The organism is Bradyrhizobium sp. USDA 10063 (assembly GCF_054063735.1).
Genome location: NZ_JBSSGP010000002.1, coordinates 6,424,459 through 6,440,305, shown reverse-complemented (window position 1 = coordinate 6,440,305; position 15,847 = coordinate 6,424,459). Strand labels below are relative to the sequence as shown.

The 15,847-nt window shown below is 63.6% G+C and carries 18 protein-coding genes and 1 tRNA gene; 17 read left to right on the top strand and 2 right to left on the bottom strand.

The genetic code is table 11. From position 1 onward, the window contains the following. Positions 1–129: 129 nt before the first annotated feature. From ACVJGD_RS32465 to ACVJGD_RS32435, 7 genes are all read left to right on the top strand, one after another. A complete protein-coding gene (locus tag ACVJGD_RS32465) occupies positions 130–1,194 on the top strand; it encodes a ketopantoate reductase family protein (protein ID WP_456638026.1) in 1,065 nt (354 codons plus the stop codon). Positions 1,195–1,346: 152 nt separating this feature from the next. Next, the gene (locus ACVJGD_RS32460; RefSeq protein ID WP_456640449.1) at positions 1,347–1,598 is read left to right on the top strand and encodes a malonyl-CoA decarboxylase domain-containing protein; all 252 of its coding nucleotides are present in this window, start codon (positions 1,347–1,349) and stop codon (positions 1,596–1,598) included. A 57-nt stretch (positions 1,599–1,655) separates the two neighbouring features. After that, positions 1,656–2,435 carry an alpha/beta fold hydrolase gene (locus ACVJGD_RS32455; protein WP_456638025.1) on the top strand — a complete coding sequence of 260 codons (780 nt, stop codon included), beginning with the start codon at positions 1,656–1,658 and terminating at the stop codon, positions 2,433–2,435. Then, positions 2,432–2,704 (top strand): OsmC family protein, encoded by a 273-nt coding sequence (locus tag ACVJGD_RS32450; protein ID WP_456638024.1) that lies wholly within the window; start codon positions 2,432–2,434, stop codon positions 2,702–2,704. The genes ACVJGD_RS32455 and ACVJGD_RS32450 overlap by 4 nt, the downstream gene beginning before the upstream one ends. Before the next feature lie 284 nt (positions 2,705–2,988). Continuing rightward, positions 2,989–3,807: a pentapeptide repeat-containing protein gene (locus ACVJGD_RS32445; protein ID WP_456638023.1), complete on the top strand. Its 819-nt coding sequence runs from the start codon at positions 2,989–2,991 to the stop codon at positions 3,805–3,807. Positions 3,808–4,120: 313 nt separating this feature from the next. Further along, positions 4,121–4,432, top strand: coding sequence for a type II toxin-antitoxin system RelE/ParE family toxin (locus ACVJGD_RS32440; RefSeq protein ID WP_456638022.1), 312 nt, complete (start codon positions 4,121–4,123; stop codon positions 4,430–4,432). A 51-nt stretch (positions 4,433–4,483) separates the two neighbouring features. Next, complete coding sequence (locus ACVJGD_RS32435) at positions 4,484–4,765, top strand: helix-turn-helix domain-containing protein (protein ID WP_456638021.1); 282 nt, start codon at positions 4,484–4,486, stop codon at positions 4,763–4,765. Positions 4,766–4,813: 48 nt separating this feature from the next. On the opposite strand, the gene ACVJGD_RS32430 is transcribed toward ACVJGD_RS32435, so the two are convergent. Continuing rightward, a tRNA-Arg gene (locus ACVJGD_RS32430) sits at positions 4,814–4,890 on the bottom strand. A 194-nt stretch (positions 4,891–5,084) separates the two neighbouring features. After that, on the bottom strand, positions 5,085–6,530 hold the full coding sequence (locus tag ACVJGD_RS32425; protein WP_456640448.1) for a sensor histidine kinase: 1,446 nt from the start codon (positions 6,528–6,530) through the stop codon (positions 5,085–5,087). A gap of 407 nt (positions 6,531–6,937) precedes the next feature. Here ACVJGD_RS32425 and rpmH point away from each other — a divergent pair, with 407 nt between their 5' ends. From rpmH to ACVJGD_RS32375, 10 genes are all read left to right on the top strand, one after another. After that, positions 6,938–7,072, top strand: coding sequence for a 50S ribosomal protein L34 (rpmH, locus tag ACVJGD_RS32420; RefSeq protein WP_008542748.1), 135 nt, complete (start codon positions 6,938–6,940; stop codon positions 7,070–7,072). Positions 7,073–7,098: 26 nt separating this feature from the next. Further along, the gene (gene rnpA, locus ACVJGD_RS32415; RefSeq protein ID WP_456638020.1) at positions 7,099–7,479 is read left to right on the top strand and encodes a ribonuclease P protein component; all 381 of its coding nucleotides are present in this window, start codon (positions 7,099–7,101) and stop codon (positions 7,477–7,479) included. A 19-nt stretch (positions 7,480–7,498) separates the two neighbouring features. Beyond that, on the top strand, positions 7,499–9,337 hold the full coding sequence (gene yidC / locus ACVJGD_RS32410; protein ID WP_456638019.1) for a membrane protein insertase YidC: 1,839 nt from the start codon (positions 7,499–7,501) through the stop codon (positions 9,335–9,337). A 111-nt stretch (positions 9,338–9,448) separates the two neighbouring features. Next, positions 9,449–10,102 (top strand): ribosome biogenesis GTP-binding protein YihA/YsxC, encoded by a 654-nt coding sequence (yihA, locus tag ACVJGD_RS32405; protein WP_456638018.1) that lies wholly within the window; start codon positions 9,449–9,451, stop codon positions 10,100–10,102. Then, positions 10,099–10,476: a DUF423 domain-containing protein gene (locus tag ACVJGD_RS32400; RefSeq protein WP_456638017.1), complete on the top strand. Its 378-nt coding sequence runs from the start codon at positions 10,099–10,101 to the stop codon at positions 10,474–10,476. Before yihA ends, ACVJGD_RS32400 begins: the two co-directional genes overlap by 4 nt. Positions 10,477–10,555: 79 nt before the next feature. Then, the gene (gene argB / locus ACVJGD_RS32395) at positions 10,556–11,449 is read left to right on the top strand and encodes an acetylglutamate kinase (protein WP_456638016.1); all 894 of its coding nucleotides are present in this window, start codon (positions 10,556–10,558) and stop codon (positions 11,447–11,449) included. Positions 11,450–11,607: 158 nt separating this feature from the next. After that, positions 11,608–12,594, top strand: coding sequence for a DUF1036 domain-containing protein (locus tag ACVJGD_RS32390; RefSeq protein ID WP_456640447.1), 987 nt, complete (start codon positions 11,608–11,610; stop codon positions 12,592–12,594). A 178-nt stretch (positions 12,595–12,772) separates the two neighbouring features. Further along, the gene (locus ACVJGD_RS32385; protein WP_456638015.1) at positions 12,773–13,456 is read left to right on the top strand and encodes a pyrimidine 5'-nucleotidase; all 684 of its coding nucleotides are present in this window, start codon (positions 12,773–12,775) and stop codon (positions 13,454–13,456) included. A gap of 216 nt (positions 13,457–13,672) precedes the next feature. Continuing rightward, positions 13,673–14,518, top strand: coding sequence for a 2,3,4,5-tetrahydropyridine-2,6-dicarboxylate N-succinyltransferase (gene dapD / locus ACVJGD_RS32380; protein ID WP_028167328.1), 846 nt, complete (start codon positions 13,673–13,675; stop codon positions 14,516–14,518). Between the two features lie 51 nt (positions 14,519–14,569). After that, entirely contained in the window at positions 14,570–15,784 is a 1,215-nt protein-coding gene (locus tag ACVJGD_RS32375) for an MFS transporter (protein WP_456638014.1), read from the top strand. Positions 15,785–15,847: the final 63 nt, after the last annotated feature.

Below are 15,847 nucleotides of genomic sequence, written 5' to 3'. Positions count from 1 at the left end.
CGGCCTGGTGAGGCGTTTTGACGCCTTGCCGGGCCGGATGCGGATGAAAGCGAGAACCGCTGTATGATTGTAATGGCTATCAATTAGCGATAGATAAGTACGCTAGCACACATCCGTAGAAGAGAGAGCATGGCGCGCAACATTCTGATCCTTGGAGCCTCATACGGTTCATTGCTTGCGACGAAGCTGCTGATGGCCGGTCACAACGTGACCCTGGTTTGTCGGAAGAAGACGGCAGAGCTCATCAATCGCGACGGCACCGAAGTTCGCATCAAGCTGCGTGACAAGCCGACGCACCGGTCGATCTTTTCGCGCGATCTGCCAGGGACCTTGGACGCGACACCGCCCGCGGACGTCGATCTCTCCCGCTACGATCTGGTCGGTCTTGCCATGCAGGAGCCGCAATACACCAACCATACGATCCGGGTGCTGATGATCAAGATCGCCGAGGCGAAGCTGCCTTGCCTTTCGATCATGAACATGCCGCCCCTGCCCTATCTCAAACGGATTCCGGCGCTGGCGGACATGGACCTCGAAGAGGCCTATACCAATGCCCAGGTATGGGAGCGGTTCAAGCCGGGGCTGGTATCGCTCTGCTCGCCTGATCCGCAGGCCTTCCGCCCACCGGAAGAAGCGGCGAATGTGCTCCATGTCGGGCTGCCGACGAACTTCAAGGCCGCGGCATTTGCGGATGAGACACACAACAGGCTGCTTCGCGAGCTGGAAGCGGATATCGATGCGGTGAAGCTGGATGGCCAGGACGTTCCGGTGAAGCTCAAGGTGTTCGATTCGCTGTTCGTCCCCCTGGCCAAATGGTCGATGCTATTGACCGGCAATTACCGCTGCATCACGCCGCAGGAGCCGCAGTCGATCCGCGACGCCGTGCACGCCGATCTGAAGCGCTCGCAGTCGATCTATGAGCATGTCGACGCGATCGCCCGGCGTCTGGGAGCCGACCCGAAGGATCAGGTGCCCTTCGAGAAATACGCCAAAGCGGCCGAAGGCCTTCTCAAGCCCTCATCGGCGGCCCGCGCGGTGGCGAGCGGCGCGCCCTTCATTGAGCGCGTCGACCTCCTGGTGAAGTTGATTTCGCATCAGCTTGACGCGCCCAATGCCGAGATCGACCGAACGGTCCAGATCGTGGATCAGAAACTCAACGAGAAGATCGTGGAGGGCGGATCCAGCGCGCAGTAACGTGCTGCTGATTCCACCAAGCGCTCGATTGCCTAACGTAGTTCGGTATGTGTCGCGCTGCTGCCGAATCTCCCACGCGACGGCAGTTGGCACGATCCTGAACAAAGCGAACCGCTGCACGCAGCCTTGATGCGCGCCTTTTTGCGACGTACCTGACGCGACCGGCATCACGTGGAAATCGCATAGACGCGGTAGCGCGTTTTTACCTCGGCAACGGCATGCGGCTCGAGCTGATCAACTGGCTCGGCAACGCCGAGCTTCGTGCGATCCAGAAATCCTTCGGCATCGTGGTCAACTATCTTTACGACCACTACAGCATCGAGAACAGCCACGAGGCCTTCGTGCGCGGCGGCACCATGGTGCGTTCGCCCGATGCCGATGCGCTGATGCAAGGATTTGCTTGAAACCGCGCGGCCACGCGCCCTCAAGACGATCCCCTCGCGATCAAAGGAAGAGACATCATGATGATGAACAGGCGAACTTTTTCGACTGCTCTGCTTGCCGGCGCGGCGGCTTCGCTGGTCTCCACTCGCGGCATGGCTGCAAACGCAACCCCGCCGAAGGCGCGCAACGTCGTGCTCGTGCATGGACTGTTCGCCGACGGCTCGTGCTGGTCCGAGGTGATCGCGCGATTGCAGACGGCCGGCCTCAACGCGACCTCCGTGCAAAATCCGCTGACCACGCTGCCTGAAGCGGTCGCGTCAGCCGAGCGCGTGCTGGCACGGCAGGATGGCCCGACCGTTCTGGTCGGCCATTCCTTCTCCGGCATGATCGTCACCGAGGCCGGCGTGCATCCGAACGTGTCGGCGCTCGTCTATGTGGCGGCCCGCGCGCCGGATGCCGGTGAGGACTACACGGCGCTCGCGAAGACCTATCCGACTCCGCCGGCGACCGCCGGTATCGTGTTCGACGGCGATGAAGGACGGCTTTCCGAGGAGGCTTTCCTGCGCGATTTCGCGGGCGACTTGCCGACGGCGAAGGCCAAGGTGCTCTATGCGGTCCAGCAGCCGTTCCACAAGGCACTGCTCACCGGCAAGACCGCAAACGCGGCCTGGCGCTCAAAGCCGAGCTACTACGCCGTCTCGACCGAGGACCGCACGATCAATCCGGACCTCGAGCGATTCATGGCGAAGCGCATGGGGGCCAAAACCATAGAGGTCAAGGCGAGCCACCTGTCGCTCATCTCTCACCCTGATGAAATCACGCAACTGATCCTGGAGGCTGCCGGCCAACGCCCATGAGGCGAACACACCTGGGATGGCCGTCATTCGTCAGGCAGCTCGGTATGGCGAATTTCGTGCCGGAGCAGGTGGACAGCAAATCAGAAATCACGATCGAGAAGGACGGGGACGGCTTTTCGATCACCTCGGCGCATCTCACCACCACAGCGAAGATACCAGGCATCGACCACGACACATTCCAGTCGGTCGCCGCAAGCGCAAAAGCCGGCTGCCCCGTCTCCAAGCTGATGAAGGTCGAGATTCAGTTTGGCGCCACCCTCGTTTCGTGAGGCTGCCTGAAAAGGGGCGCAACGCGGATGAACGCCGTATTTGGCCCACGTGACCGGGGTTGCGCGCTCAAATCGCCGGGACTGCTATAGACTGCGGTCTGGCACTTCGCCTTCGCGGGCAGCTTTTCCTCGGACGGGGCGATCACGGGCATTGCGAGGACCGTAATCCGGTTTCATACTCTCGCGTAGCCCGGAGGCGCACCTCGACCGGCTAACGTGACGGTGCGACCAACCCAAAAAATGCTAGCGACAATGCCGGGTTACTGGAAGGCGGAGAGACAGCGATGCTGTTTCGTCTCGCGTTTGCTCTTGTGTCGATGACGGCGCTGTTGGTTGATCCCATCGACGCCGTGGCGCAGGACATGCTGCGCAGCGTCGACCTCAACAGCCCCGAAATGTCGACATCCGAGATGACGCGGGCCGAGGTCGAGACGCTCCTCAAGGCGGCGCCTCAAGACGCCGCGGGCCAGAGCTCTGCGGATTTGCAAGGAAAGCGGCTGTCGCACCTCGATCTCTCGGGGCTCGACTTCTCCGGCAGCAATCTCCGCCTCGTCAAGCTCAACCGGACCAGCCTGAAAGGCGCACGCTTCGATCGTGCCATCCTCAACCAGGCTTGGCTAATCGACGCGGATTTGACCGGGGCGTCTCTCGTAAAGGCATCACTCCTCGGCACGCAGATGCAGCGCGCCAAGCTTGGCGGCGCCGATTTGAACAGCGCTCGCATAACCGCGGATCTTTCTGGTGCCAGCTTGATCGGGGCGAAGCTTGCTGGCGCCGATTTGAGCGCTGATATGCGCAACCAATCGATGGGCTTGATGCGTGGCGTGCTCAAATCCGCCGATCTCAGGAATGCCGATCTGAACGGCGCCAATCTCGCGCGCGCGGATCTCGAATTCGCGCAACTGCAGAACGCCAATCTGGCGAATTGCAATCTTAGCCGTGCCGACCTTTCGGGAGCCGACTTGTCCAACACCAATCTCGCGGGCGCCGATTTCACCGAGACCGACCTCTCGTCGGCCCTCTTGCCGAGCGCAGCCGCGCTGGAAAAGGCCCGCAATCTGGACAAGGCCAGGAACTTGAACCTGGCGCGGCGCCTACCTTAGTGATCGCAGTGGTCCGAAACCTGGCAGTTCAGCCAGCAACTGAAGCGATTTGCGTACCGGCGCCAATGTGGCGGTGCCAACAGCCTTCAGATCAAGAAACAAGGGTTTGAACTGGCTGGCCGAGACCGACATGGCGCGCCACGGCCGATGAAGATGGGCACTATCGCTTCGCCGTGGCGCTATGAAGAAGCGCGATCTTCCCTCGGGGCGTTCGCCCTAGTGCGCCGCCTGCCGCCGGAGCTACTACGCCATTGTGCAGCTCTGTCCTTGCGAGTATCTCAAAATTGAGATATGAGCCACCATGCCTTGGCGGGTGGAAATCCTCGACGAAACCGTCGCTGCAGAGATCGCCGCCTTGCCGGCCGATATGCAGGCGCGGTTTCTGCGGCTGGGCGAGCGCATTACCTCGGCCGGACTGGAGAGCCTGGGTGAGCCGCATGTCAAGCACCTGGAAGGTAAGCTCTGGGAGTTGCGACTCACAGGTCGAGATGGAATTGCACGCGCTCTCTATGTCACGGCAATCGGCCGGAGAGTCGTCGTGGTCCGTGCGTTCGTGAAGAAGACGCAAAAGACGCCGCGCACCGAGATCGAACTCGCCTTACGGAGAGCGACTGAGATCACCTGACAATCCCGTTCGAAGAACCGCGCGATCGTGCGCATTTGGAAAGGTAATCAAATGACAATCCCGTTCGAAAAACTCAAAGCTCGTCTTTTGGCCAACCCCAAAGTCAAGGCCGAGTACGAGGCACTTGCTCCGGAGTTTGAGATAGCCGCAGAGTTGCTCAGGGCTCGCTTGCGAGCAGGCCTCTCCCAAGCCGAATTGGCGGCACGCATGCGCACCAGCCAGTCCGCGATCGCTCGACTTGAAAGCGGCCAAACGCTGCCGAGCACGAAGACGCTCTTGCGCTATGCCGAGGCGACCGGCAACAAGTTCCACGTGCGGCTATCGGCCGCTTGATGCGGCGATTGCGCGCTACAGGCCGCGATATCGGGGAAAATCGCAAAATGGCGCGCCCGGAACGATTCGAACGTCCGACCCTCAGATTCGTAGTCTGATGCTCTATCCAGCTGAGCTACGGGCGCGTTTTCGCGTGAGGGGCTTGAGGGCCCGGGGACTATCCGAGAAGGCTCGGAAGCACCAGCGAAAGAGCGCTCTAGCTACAGGCTCCGGGTCCGGTTGGCAAGGTCTGGAATAAGGGGTTCCAGGGTTGATTTGAGCCGGAAGCGTCCCCCGGGGCGGTGAAAGTCCGGGGTTTCCGGTTATTCCGGGCGGGCCATCACGCCCGCGCGCGCTCGGTGCGGATGATCTGGAGTTCCACCGGCCGGTCGGGAATGGCGATGCGGAAGGTGGCGCCGATGGTGCCCTCGACAAGGTTGATTTCGCCGTCATGGGCGCGGATCAGCTCGGCGGCGATTGCAAGGCCTAGCCCGCTGCCACCGGGGCGGCCGGAGCTCTGGAACGCCTCGAACAGGTGATCGCGAGTCTTCTGGGGCACGCCGGGGCCGGTGTCGGCAACCTCGATGATCGCAACCGTCCCCTCGCGGCGGCCGGTGATCCGGATCTGCTGGGCGCCGCCATCGCTCGCCGGACGGGTCTCCAGCGCCTGCGCCGCGTTGCGCACGAGGTTTAGCAGCACGCGGAATAGCTGGTCCGGATCGGCGTCGATCGCGAGCCCCCGCTCGATCGCGCTGATCCACGTGATCGAGGCGTCGGACGCAAGCCCCGCCGATTCGCGCACCTCGACGACGACCGGCTCGACCAGGATCATGCGGCGGTCGGGCGCCGCTTCCTGGGCACGGCCGTACGACAACGTCGACTGGCAGAAGGCGATGGCGCGTTCGAGCGAGCGCAGCAATTTCGGCGCGAAACGCTGCACCCTGGGATCGGGGACGCTTGCGAGCTGATCGGACAATAGCTGCGAGGAGGCAAGCAGGTTGCGCAGATCATGGTTGATCTTGGAGACGGCGAGCCCCAGCGCCGCGAGCCGGCTCTTCTGATGCAGCATCGAGACCAGGTCGCGCTGCATGTCGGAGAGCTCGCGTTCGGCGACGCCGATCTCGTCGCCGCGTTGGCTCGGCACGATGATTCGCGCCGAACTTTCGGGGTTTTCATGGAAACCGATCAGGCTCGCGGTCAGCCGCCGCATCGGGCGTACGAAAAGGTAATGCAGGGCGAGATAGACCAGGCCCGCGGTCAGGCCAGCGATCAGGAGCGCGACGATCAAGACGTTGCGTGAGAAACGGTACATCGCCTGGCGCAGCGGCTTCTCGTCGATCACGACCTCGATGAACTGCGCCTGGCCCGGCGCCGGCCCGACCACGCGGATGGTCTGGTCGCCATGCTCCAGCATGATCTCGAACGCATCGACGATGGCCGACCACACCGACATGTCTCGCATGTCGACATCATGGTCGATCGCAGCCGGCAGGTCGGCGCTGGCGAGCAGCCGTCGCTGCTGGCCCATCTTGATCGCCACCGCGCGGGCGCCGATGCTGGTCAGGATCTGGCGCGCCAGCGACTCCGGGACGTAGCCGGACGGCGCGGCATCGAGCACCAGCGCCGCAGTGTTGGCCGCGGCCAATCGGTCGTTCAGCCGGTTCATCCGGAAGTTGGCGATCGCGGGCACATAGATCAGCATCCCGGCGATCATCACCAGGGGAATCGTGAGCAGAAGGAGCTTGCCGGACAGCCCAAGCCGGTACACCGGCTGCGCCCGAGACATCTCCGTCGTCGGCTGATCGTCGGTCACTGACACGATATAGGCCTTCTATGGCGCATGTTCAGCATGCTGCCGTGCACCATCGCCGGTCAAATTACGGATCGCTAATGTAAGCCGGTTCCATGAACCCCGGACCGAGCCGACTAACGCCGGCCCACACATGCAACAACCCCGCAGAATCAGGACTATTTCCGCGAATTGCGACCTTTCGAGGAACCGCTTTTACCGCGCCGGGCGACATTGACGAAAAGGAGGCGCTCCCGTATAAGCCGCGCCAATTGTCCGCGATGGCCCGGTTTGCCGGGGGCGGCTCATTTGGGGCCGCGAATGGCCCATTTTGGGCCAGCCAGCATCACCGGATACCCTATCTCAATTCATCGGCAGATTGCCTGTTCAGCGGAGAACTACCCGTGAAGCGGACTTATCAACCCAGCAAACTGGTGCGCAAGCGCCGCCACGGCTTCCGCGCCCGTCTCGCCACGGCCGGTGGCCGCAAGGTCCTCGCTGCGCGCCGCGCGCGTGGCCGCAAGCGTCTGAGCGCCTGAGCCCGGGCGTCTTCCGGAGATTCTAAATGGATCGGCTAAGGCAGCGGGCGGACTTCGTCGCCGTTGCCAATGGTGCGCGGGCGGCCAGCCCGGCCTTTGTGCTGCAGGGCCGCGCCCGCGACGATGATGGCCCGATCCGCGTCGGTTTCACCGTCACCAAGAAGAACGGCACCGCCACCGAGCGCAACCGCATCCGGCGCAGGCTTCGCGCGCTGGTGCAGCGGCTCGACGTCATACCGATGCGACCACACCATGATTATGTGCTAGTGGGCCGCCGGGATGCACTGACCCGCGACTTCGCGGCCATGCTCGACGACCTCCGCGCGGCGCTCCGCCGCCTCGACCGGCAATCGGCCAAAAGCGGCGGCAGCCAGAATAATATAAAGAGCGGCGGCAACCGGAATTGAATGACGAGACCTTGAAGAGATGACCGACAACCGCAACACCATCCTCGCCGTCATTCTGTCCGGCCTTGTGCTGATCGCCTGGCAATATTTCTACAACGTGCCGCAGATGGAGAAGCAGCGCGCACAGCAGCAGGCGCAGACGGAACAACAGAAGCCGGCGCCGCAAGCGACCCCCGGCACCGCGCCGCAGCCCGGATCGGCGCCTTCGCCTTCGGTCACGCAACCGGCCTCCGCCGCGGCGGTCATCAGCCGCGAAGCCGCCATCGAGGGCACCCCGCGCGTCAAGATCGACACGCCCACATTGTCCGGCAGCATCTCGCTGAAGGGCGCGCGTATCGATGACCTCTCGCTGGAGAAATACCGCGAGACGGTCGACCCGAAATCACCGCCGATCGTGCTGTTCTCGCCGTCGCAGACGGCCGCGCCCTATTACGCCGAGTTCGGCTGGGTACCGGCGACCGGCGCCACGTTGCGCATGCCCGACGCGACCACGATGTGGCAGCAGGAGGGTTCCGGAGCGTTGACGCAGGCGAATCCGGTCACGCTGAAATATGACAATGGCGAAGGCCTGACGTTCCGCCGCACCATTGCGATCGACGACCGCTATCTCTTCACCATCAAGGATGAAGTCACCAATACGGGCAGCGCGCCCGTCAGCCTCTACCCCTTCGCGCTGATCTCGCGACACGGCGCGCCCCAGGTCTCCGGCTACTACATCCTGCACGAAGGCCTGATCGGCTATCTCGGCGACCAGGGTCTGCAGGAATACAGCTACAAGAAGATCGATGACGCCAAGACGGTGAATTTCAACGTCACCGATGGCTGGCTCGGCATAACCGACAAATACTGGGCTTCCGCGCTGCTGCCGGAGACCACTGCAAAGCTGCAGGCGCGCTTTTCGTCCAATCTCGTCGGCACGACCAGGACCTACCAGACCGACTATCTGCAGGAGCCGATGACGCTCGCGACCGGCGGCACCATCACCGCCAACGCGCGGCTGTTCGCCGGCGCCAAGGAAGCCGGCGTCGTCGGCATCAATTTCCCCCTCGGACCCGGCGGCTACAACAGGGAGCTCGGCCTCAACCACTTCGATCTCCTGATCGACTGGGGCTGGTTCTACTTCATCACCAAGCCGATGTTCCTGGCGCTCGACTGGTTCTATCGCCTGTTCGGCAATTTCGGCGTCTCGATCCTGCTGGTGACGGTGATCGTGAAGCTGCTGTTCTTCCCGCTCGCCAACAAGTCCTACGCCTCGATGGCGAAGATGAAGTCGATCCAGCCGCAGCTGGCGGCGCTGAAGGAGCGCTATCCGGACGACCGGGTGAAGCAGCAGCAGGAGATGATGGAGATCTACAAGAAGGAGAAGATCAACCCGATCGCGGGCTGCCTTCCCATCGCGCTGCAGATCCCGGTGTTCTTCTCGCTCTACAAGGTCCTGTTCGTCACCATCGAGATGCGGCATGCGCCGTTCTTCGGCTGGATCAAGGACCTGTCGGCGCCGGATCCGACCAACCTGTTCAACCTGTTCGGCCTGATCCCGTTCGACCCCACCACGATCCCGGTGTTCGGCCATTATCTCTGGCTCGGCATCTGGCCGATCATCATGGGCATCACGATGTGGGTCCAAATGAAGCTCAATCCGACGCCGCCGGATCCGACGCAGAAGATGATCTTCGACTGGATGCCGTTGATCTTCACCTTCATGCTGGCCGGCTTCCCGGCAGGCCTGGTGATCTACTGGGCCTGGAACAACCTGCTTTCGGTGGCGCAGCAGAGCTACATCATGCACCGCAACGGGGTGAAGGTGGAATTGTTCGACAACCTCAAGGCCACCTTCACGCCGAAGAAGGCGACGTAGCCACGTCATTGCGAGCGAAGCGAAGCAATCCATTTCACCGCTTGCGGAGACATGGATTGCTTCGTCGCTTCGCTCCTCGCAATGACGAGGACGAGTGAGGCCCTTCCCCACATGACCGCCGAAACCGATGCGGAGCTGATCGAAGCGGGGCGAAAACTGTTCGCCGGCGACTGGCACTTCATCTGGGCCGCGCCGTCGATCGAGACGCTGCCGCCGATGGCGGGGCTCGAGGTTGCCTTTGCCGGCCGCTCCAATGTCGGCAAGTCGAGCCTGATCAACGCGCTCACCGGCCGCAGCGCGCTGGCGCGGACCTCGCACACGCCCGGCCGCACCCAGGAGCTGATCTTCTTCGAAGGCCCGGAGAAAGCGGGCTTCCGTTTGGTCGACATGCCCGGCTATGGCTACGCCTCCGCGCCCAAGTCGAAGGTGGCGTCCTGGACCGCGCTGATCCATAAATTCCTGCAGGGCCGCGCCACCTTGGCGCGGGTCTATGTCCTGATAGATGCCCGCCATGGCATCAAGGATGTCGATCTCGACGTCCTGAAGACGCTCGACAAATCAGCCGTCAGCTACCAGGTGGTGCTGACCAAGGCGGACCAGGTGAAAGCCTCCGAACTCACGACCCGCATCGAGGAGACAGCGGCCGCGCTGGCAAAACACCCGGCCGCCTTTCCGGAGGTGTTGGCGACCTCCTCGCGCACCGGTGCCGGCATGCCGGAGCTGCGCGGTGCGATGGTGCGCCTGCTCGAGGAGCGCCGTGGATGATCCGCCTGCATCGCATCCTGCTGGTCCTGGCCGGCATCATGGGCGCCTGTGGTGTGACGCTGGCGGCGGCCTCCGCCCATCTCCCGGACGCGACGCGGCTCGCGGCCGCGTCATCGATGCTGCTGTTTCATGCCGGTGCCGTGCTCGGAACGGTCGCACTCAGCGACCGCGGCCCGCTGAACCGCATAATCGGGACCGTTGCGGCGATCGGGCTTGTCATCGGACCTTCATTGTTCGCCGGCGATCTCAGCCTGCGCCAACAGGCCGGTTACGGCCTGTTTCCGATGGCGGCGCCGACGGGCGGAACGCTATCGATCGTGAGCTGGCTGGTGCTGGCGCTTGCGGCAGCATGGCCGCGGCAGGACAAGGCGTGAGACGCGCTTTGCGCCTCGCCGGCCAATCAGATAGAACCGCGCCCGACGCCGCCTTCTTGGGAATAGCGAGACCCGCTCCATGACCGATACACAGATCAGCCCGCTCGACCAGGCCCGCATCCTGTCCGAGGCGCTGCCGCATATGCAGGAATATGACGATGAAACCATCGTCATCAAATATGGCGGCCATGCCATGGGCGCGGAGGACACCGCCAAGGCGTTTGCGCGCGACATCGTGCTCCTGGAGCAGACCGCGATCAATCCGGTGGTCGTGCATGGTGGCGGGCCGCAGATCGCGACCATGCTCAAGCGCCTCGGCATCCAGTCGGAGTTCGCGGCGGGCCTGCGCATCACCGATGCGGCGACGATCGAGATCGTCGAGATGGTGCTGGCCGGCTCCGTCAACAAGCAGCTTGTCGGTTATATCAACGAGGCCGGCGGCAAGGCGGTGGGCCTCTCCGGCAAGGACGGCAACATGGTGAAGGCGTCGAAGACGACGCGCACCATGATCGATCCGGATTCCAACATCGAGAAGGCGATCGATCTCGGCTTCGTCGGCGAGCCTGAGAAGGTCGATCTCACGTTGCTCAACCAGCTCATCGGCTATGAACTGATCCCGGTGCTGGCGCCGCTGGCAACGTCTGCGAACGGCCAGACGCTGAACATCAATGCCGACACCTTTGCCGGTGCGGTCGCGGGCGCGTTGAAGGCCAAGCGCCTGCTGCTGCTCACCGATGTGCCGGGCGTGCTCGACAAGTCGAAGAAGCTGATCCCGGAGCTGTCGGTGAAGGACGCGCGCAAACTGATCGCCGACGGCACCATTTCGGGCGGCATGATCCCGAAGGTCGAGACCTGCATCTATGCCCTGGAGCAGGGCGTGCAGGGCGTCGTCATCATCGACGGCAAGACGCAGCATGCGGTCCTGCTGGAGCTGTTCACCAATCAGGGCACCGGCACGCTGATCCATAAGTGATGCCGAAAGCGGTCACGCACACCGGAGCCGTCATGGCCGGGCTTGACCCGGCCATCCACGTCCGGTTTGCCGACAGTAAGAAAGGCATGGATGCCCGGGTCAGGCCCGGCCATGACGAGCTTAGGACGAAGCGTCGTTCCGGGCTGACGCGTCTTCTGATGGCGCTGCCTGCCGCGACGCTCTCGCTCCTGTTTTCCTCCGCGCCGGCGCTGGCGGACCTGAAACTCTGCAACCGCATGAGTTACGTGGTCGAGGCCGCGATCGGGATCGACGAGAAATCGGCGACCGCGACGCGGGGCTGGTTCCGCATCGATCCCGCCGCCTGCCGCGTGGTGGTGCAAGGCGCGCTCTCGGCCGATCGCGTGCTTCTGAACGCCCGCGCGCTCGGCGTCTACGGCTCCTCGCCGATCCCGCAAAACGGCACTGACACGCTCTGCGTCGCGCAGGACAATTTCGTCATCGCCGCCGCCCGCCAGTGCCGCAGCGGCCAGACGCCGGCGCAATTCACGCAGATAACACCGACCCAGACCGAGGACGGCAACCTCGTCGCCTATCTCGCCGAGGGCTCCGAATACGACGAGGAGCAGGCACGGCTTGCCGGCATTCAGCGTTTGCTCGTGATCGCCGGCTACGACGCCGCACCGATCGACGGCGTCGACGGGCCGAAGACGCAAGGAGCGCTGTCGGCGTTCCTCAAAAGCCGCGGCCTCTCCAGCGACGTCGTGCAATCGCCGAATTTCTTCACCACGATGATCGACGCCGTGCAGAAGCCATCCGCGACCGGACTGACCTGGTGCAACGACACGCCGCACAAGATCATGGCGGCGGTGGCGACCGGCGACGGCAAGGTCGTCACCAGCCGCGGCTGGTATCGCATCGATCCCGGCAAATGCCTGCATCCCGACGTCACCGGCCAGCCGAAGCAGATCTTCTCCTTCGCCGAAGCCGTCGATGCCGACAACCGCACCATCCGCCTGAAGGACAAGCCATTGAACTGGGGCGGCGCGACACAGCTCTGCACCCGCGAAAGCAAGTTCGAGATCGCCGAGCAGGGCGATTGCGCCACCCGGGGCCTTGCCGCGATCGGCTTTGCGCCGGTCGATATGACCAGCGGCGGCAAGACGCTGCGCTTTGCGATGCCGTGATGAAGGCTCGATGGCCCGGCACACTCAGGCGTCATCACCCGCGAAAGCGGGTGATCCAGTATTCCGCGGCGCCTGTCGCATCCCTCGTCCGCCGCCGTATACTGGATGCCCGCCGGAGCCTGTCATCGGGCGGCGCTGCGCGCCGACCCGGTGGCGGGCATGACGGAGAGTAGGCATCATGGCTCCCCGCCCCTTCGACCATATCGACACCTGGGTGTTCGACCTCGACAACACGCTGTATCCGCATCACGTCAACCTGTGGCAGCAGGTCGATGCGCGGATCGGCGAGTTCGTGAGCAACTGGCTGGGCGTCACGGCGGAAGAAGCCCGCCGCATCCAGAAGGACTATTATCTCCGCTACGGCACCACCATGCGCGGCATGATGACCGAGCACGGCGTCCGCGCCGACGATTACCTCGCCTATGTCCACCAGATCGATCACTCGCCGCTGGAGCCGAACCCGGCGATGGGGGCTGCGATCGCAAGGCTGCCCGGCCGCAAGCTGATCCTGACCAACGGCTCGACCGACCATGTCGACGCGGTGCTCGCGCGTCTCGGCATCGGTGAGCATTTCGAGGCGGTGTTCGACATCATCGCCGCCGAGCTGGAGCCGAAGCCGGCACCGCAGACCTATCGGCGCTTCCTGGCGCTCCACGGCGTCGATCCAGGCAAGGCCGCGATGTTCGAAGACCTCGCGCGCAACCTGATCGTACCGCACCAGCTCGGCATGACCACGGTGCTGGTGGTGCCCGACGGAACGCAGGAAGTGGTGCGCGAGGACTGGGAGCTCGAGGGCCGCGACGCCGCCCATGTCGACCATGTCACCGACGACCTGACGGGGTTCTTGCAGAGGCTCGCGTAGCATTTTCCGCGTCGTCCCCCGCGAAAGCGGGGACCCATAACCACAGGACCCGATTGTTACGTAGGGCGGCGGCCCCGGCTTCGCGCCACATCGACACTTGTGGTTATGGGTCCCGGCTCAAGGCCGGGACGACGGCGAGTTAGCCTTGACTCTCCTGCCCCAAATCCCGAAAAAGCCCTAGATACCTTCCCGCCGCTCGCCTTAAGGAATCGCCCGATGTCGCTGTCCGCCCTCGAGTCCATCGTCAACGCCGCGTTCGAAGCCCGCGACGGCATTTCGACCTCGACCACAGGCGAGGTGCGCGAGGCCGTCGATTACGCGCTTGAACTGCTCGACAAGGGCGAGGCGCGCGTTGCCGAGCGCGAGACGAGCGGCAAATGGAAGGTCAACCAATGGCTGAAGAAGGCGGTGCTGCTGTCGTTCCGCCTCAACGACATGGGCCAGATTCCCGGCGGTCCCGGCAAGGCGTCATGGTGGGACAAGGTGCCGTCGAAGTTCGACGGCTGGGGCGAGAACCGCTTTCGCGACGCTGGTTTTCGCGCGGTGCCCGGCGCCATCGTGCGCCGCTCGGCCTTCATCGCCCGCAACGTCGTGCTGATGCCCTCCTTCGTCAATCTCGGCGCCTATGTCGATGAAGCGACCATGGTCGACACCTGGTCGACCGTCGGCTCCTGCGCGCAGATCGGCAAGCGCGTGCATATCTCCGGCGGCGTCGGCATCGGCGGCGTGCTGGAGCCGCTGCAGGCCGAGCCCGTGATCATCGAGGACGATTGCTTCATCGGCGCCCGCAGCGAGGTCGCCGAGGGCGTGATCGTGCGCAAGGGCGCCGTGCTGTCGATGGGCGTGTTCCTGGGCGCGTCGACAAAGATCGTCGACCGCGAGACCGGCGAGACTTTTGTCGGCGAAGTGCCGGAATATGCGGTGGTCGTGCCCGGCACGCTGCCGCCCAAGCCGATGAAGAACGGCCAGCCGGGTCCGGCCACCGCCTGCGCCGTCATCGTCAAGCGCGTCGACGAGCGCACCCGAGCCAAGACCAGCATCAACGAATTGCTGCGCGACTAAGGACGCAGCCAAGGCCGCTCATGGGGCATGATCGCTTGAAAGGTCAGCTCTATGGCTGAGGCGAGCACCCGACCAGCCCGCTCCCTTCGCGAGATTCCAGCGGGTATCTGGGCGCTCGGTTTTGTCTCGATGCTGATGGATATCTCTTCGGAGATGATCCATGCACTGCTGCCGATCTATCTGGTGACGGTACTCGGCACCTCGATGGTAACCGTCGGCGTCATCGAAGGCATCGCCGAAGCGACGGCATCGATCACCAAGATATTTTCCGGCGCGCTTTCCGATTGGCTTGGCAAGCGAAAATGGCTCGCGGCGTTCGGCTATGGCCTTGCAGCGCTTACCAAACCGATCTTTCCGCTGGCGCCGACGGTCGGCTGGCTGATGGCCGCGCGCTTCATCGACCGGATCGGAAAAGGCATTCGCGGCGCTCCTCGCGACGCGCTGGTAGCGGACATTGCTCCGGCCCATCTGCGTGGCGCCAGCATTGGCCTGCGGCAGTCGCTGGATACGGTTGGCGCCTTCGTCGGGCCATTGATCGCCATCGGCCTGATGTGGCTGACCGCCGATCATTTCACGGCCGTGTTCTGGTTTGCAGTCATTCCCGGCTTTCTGTCGTTCGCACTTATCGCGTTTGCGGTGCGTGAACCTGCCCGGGCGATTGGATTGCGCGAGGTGCGCAATCCAATCAGCCTCAGCGAAATCAGAAATCTTGGCGCGGCCTATTGGTGGGTGGTGGCGATAGCAAGCGTGTTCACGCTGGCCCGCTTCAGCGAGGCGTTTCTGATCCTGCGCGCGCAAAATGTCGGACTGCCAGTAACGCTCACACCGGCCGTGCTGGTCCTGATGAATGTCGTTTACGCCGGCGCGGCATATCCGGCTGGCGTGGTGTCCGATCGCATGGACCGCACAACCGTGCTGGCATTCGGCATCGTGCTTTTGATCCTCGCCGATCTTTTGCTCGCGCTCCTGCCCAGCATTACCGGCGTGGCACTGGGCATTGCGCTGTGGGGACTGCATATGGGCTTCACGCAAGGGCTGTTGGCGGCGCTTGTCGCGGATACCTCGCCGGCCGAGCTGCGGGGTACGGCTTACGGCTTTTTCAACCTGCTCTGTGGGATCGCGATGCTTGCGGCCAGCGTGATCGCGGGCGCATTGTGGGACAATGCCGGACCGCAAGTCACGTTCTTCGCGGGTGCCGGCTTTGCGCTGGTCGCGCTGGCCGGCTTGCTCACCGTCCGGGGCCGCGCCACATCGAAGACAAGCTGATAGGCGCCGCGGCAACGCCGGCTAGAGCATGATCCGGAAAAAGTGGAAACCGATCTTGGACCA

Bases quoted from the DNA above. Each gene is read 5' to 3' on its own strand.
- rnpA (WP_456638020.1), top strand. From the start codon at position 7,099: ATGGATCGGCTAAGGCAGCGGGCGGACTTCGTCGCCGTTGCCAATGGT.
- ACVJGD_RS32435 (WP_456638021.1), top strand. From the start codon at position 4,484: ATGACAATCCCGTTCGAAAAACTCAAAGCTCGTCTTTTGGCCAACCCC.
- ACVJGD_RS32385 (WP_456638015.1), top strand. From the start codon at position 12,773: ATGGCTCCCCGCCCCTTCGACCATATCGACACCTGGGTGTTCGACCTC.
- ACVJGD_RS32445 (WP_456638023.1), top strand. From the start codon at position 2,989: ATGCTGTTTCGTCTCGCGTTTGCTCTTGTGTCGATGACGGCGCTGTTG.
- argB (WP_456638016.1), top strand. From the start codon at position 10,556: ATGACCGATACACAGATCAGCCCGCTCGACCAGGCCCGCATCCTGTCC.
- yidC (WP_456638019.1), top strand. From the start codon at position 7,499: ATGACCGACAACCGCAACACCATCCTCGCCGTCATTCTGTCCGGCCTT.
- ACVJGD_RS32375 (WP_456638014.1), top strand. From the start codon at position 14,570: ATGGCTGAGGCGAGCACCCGACCAGCCCGCTCCCTTCGCGAGATTCCA.
- dapD (WP_028167328.1), top strand. From the start codon at position 13,673: ATGTCGCTGTCCGCCCTCGAGTCCATCGTCAACGCCGCGTTCGAAGCC.
- ACVJGD_RS32400 (WP_456638017.1), top strand. From the start codon at position 10,099: ATGATCCGCCTGCATCGCATCCTGCTGGTCCTGGCCGGCATCATGGGC.
- yihA (WP_456638018.1), top strand. From the start codon at position 9,449: ATGACCGCCGAAACCGATGCGGAGCTGATCGAAGCGGGGCGAAAACTG.
- ACVJGD_RS32390 (WP_456640447.1), top strand. From the start codon at position 11,608: ATGGCGCTGCCTGCCGCGACGCTCTCGCTCCTGTTTTCCTCCGCGCCG.
- ACVJGD_RS32425 (WP_456640448.1), bottom strand. From the start codon at position 6,530: ATGTCTCGGGCGCAGCCGGTGTACCGGCTTGGGCTGTCCGGCAAGCTC.
- ACVJGD_RS32455 (WP_456638025.1), top strand. From the start codon at position 1,656: ATGATGATGAACAGGCGAACTTTTTCGACTGCTCTGCTTGCCGGCGCG.
- ACVJGD_RS32450 (WP_456638024.1), top strand. From the start codon at position 2,432: ATGAGGCGAACACACCTGGGATGGCCGTCATTCGTCAGGCAGCTCGGT.
- ACVJGD_RS32465 (WP_456638026.1), top strand. From the start codon at position 130: ATGGCGCGCAACATTCTGATCCTTGGAGCCTCATACGGTTCATTGCTT.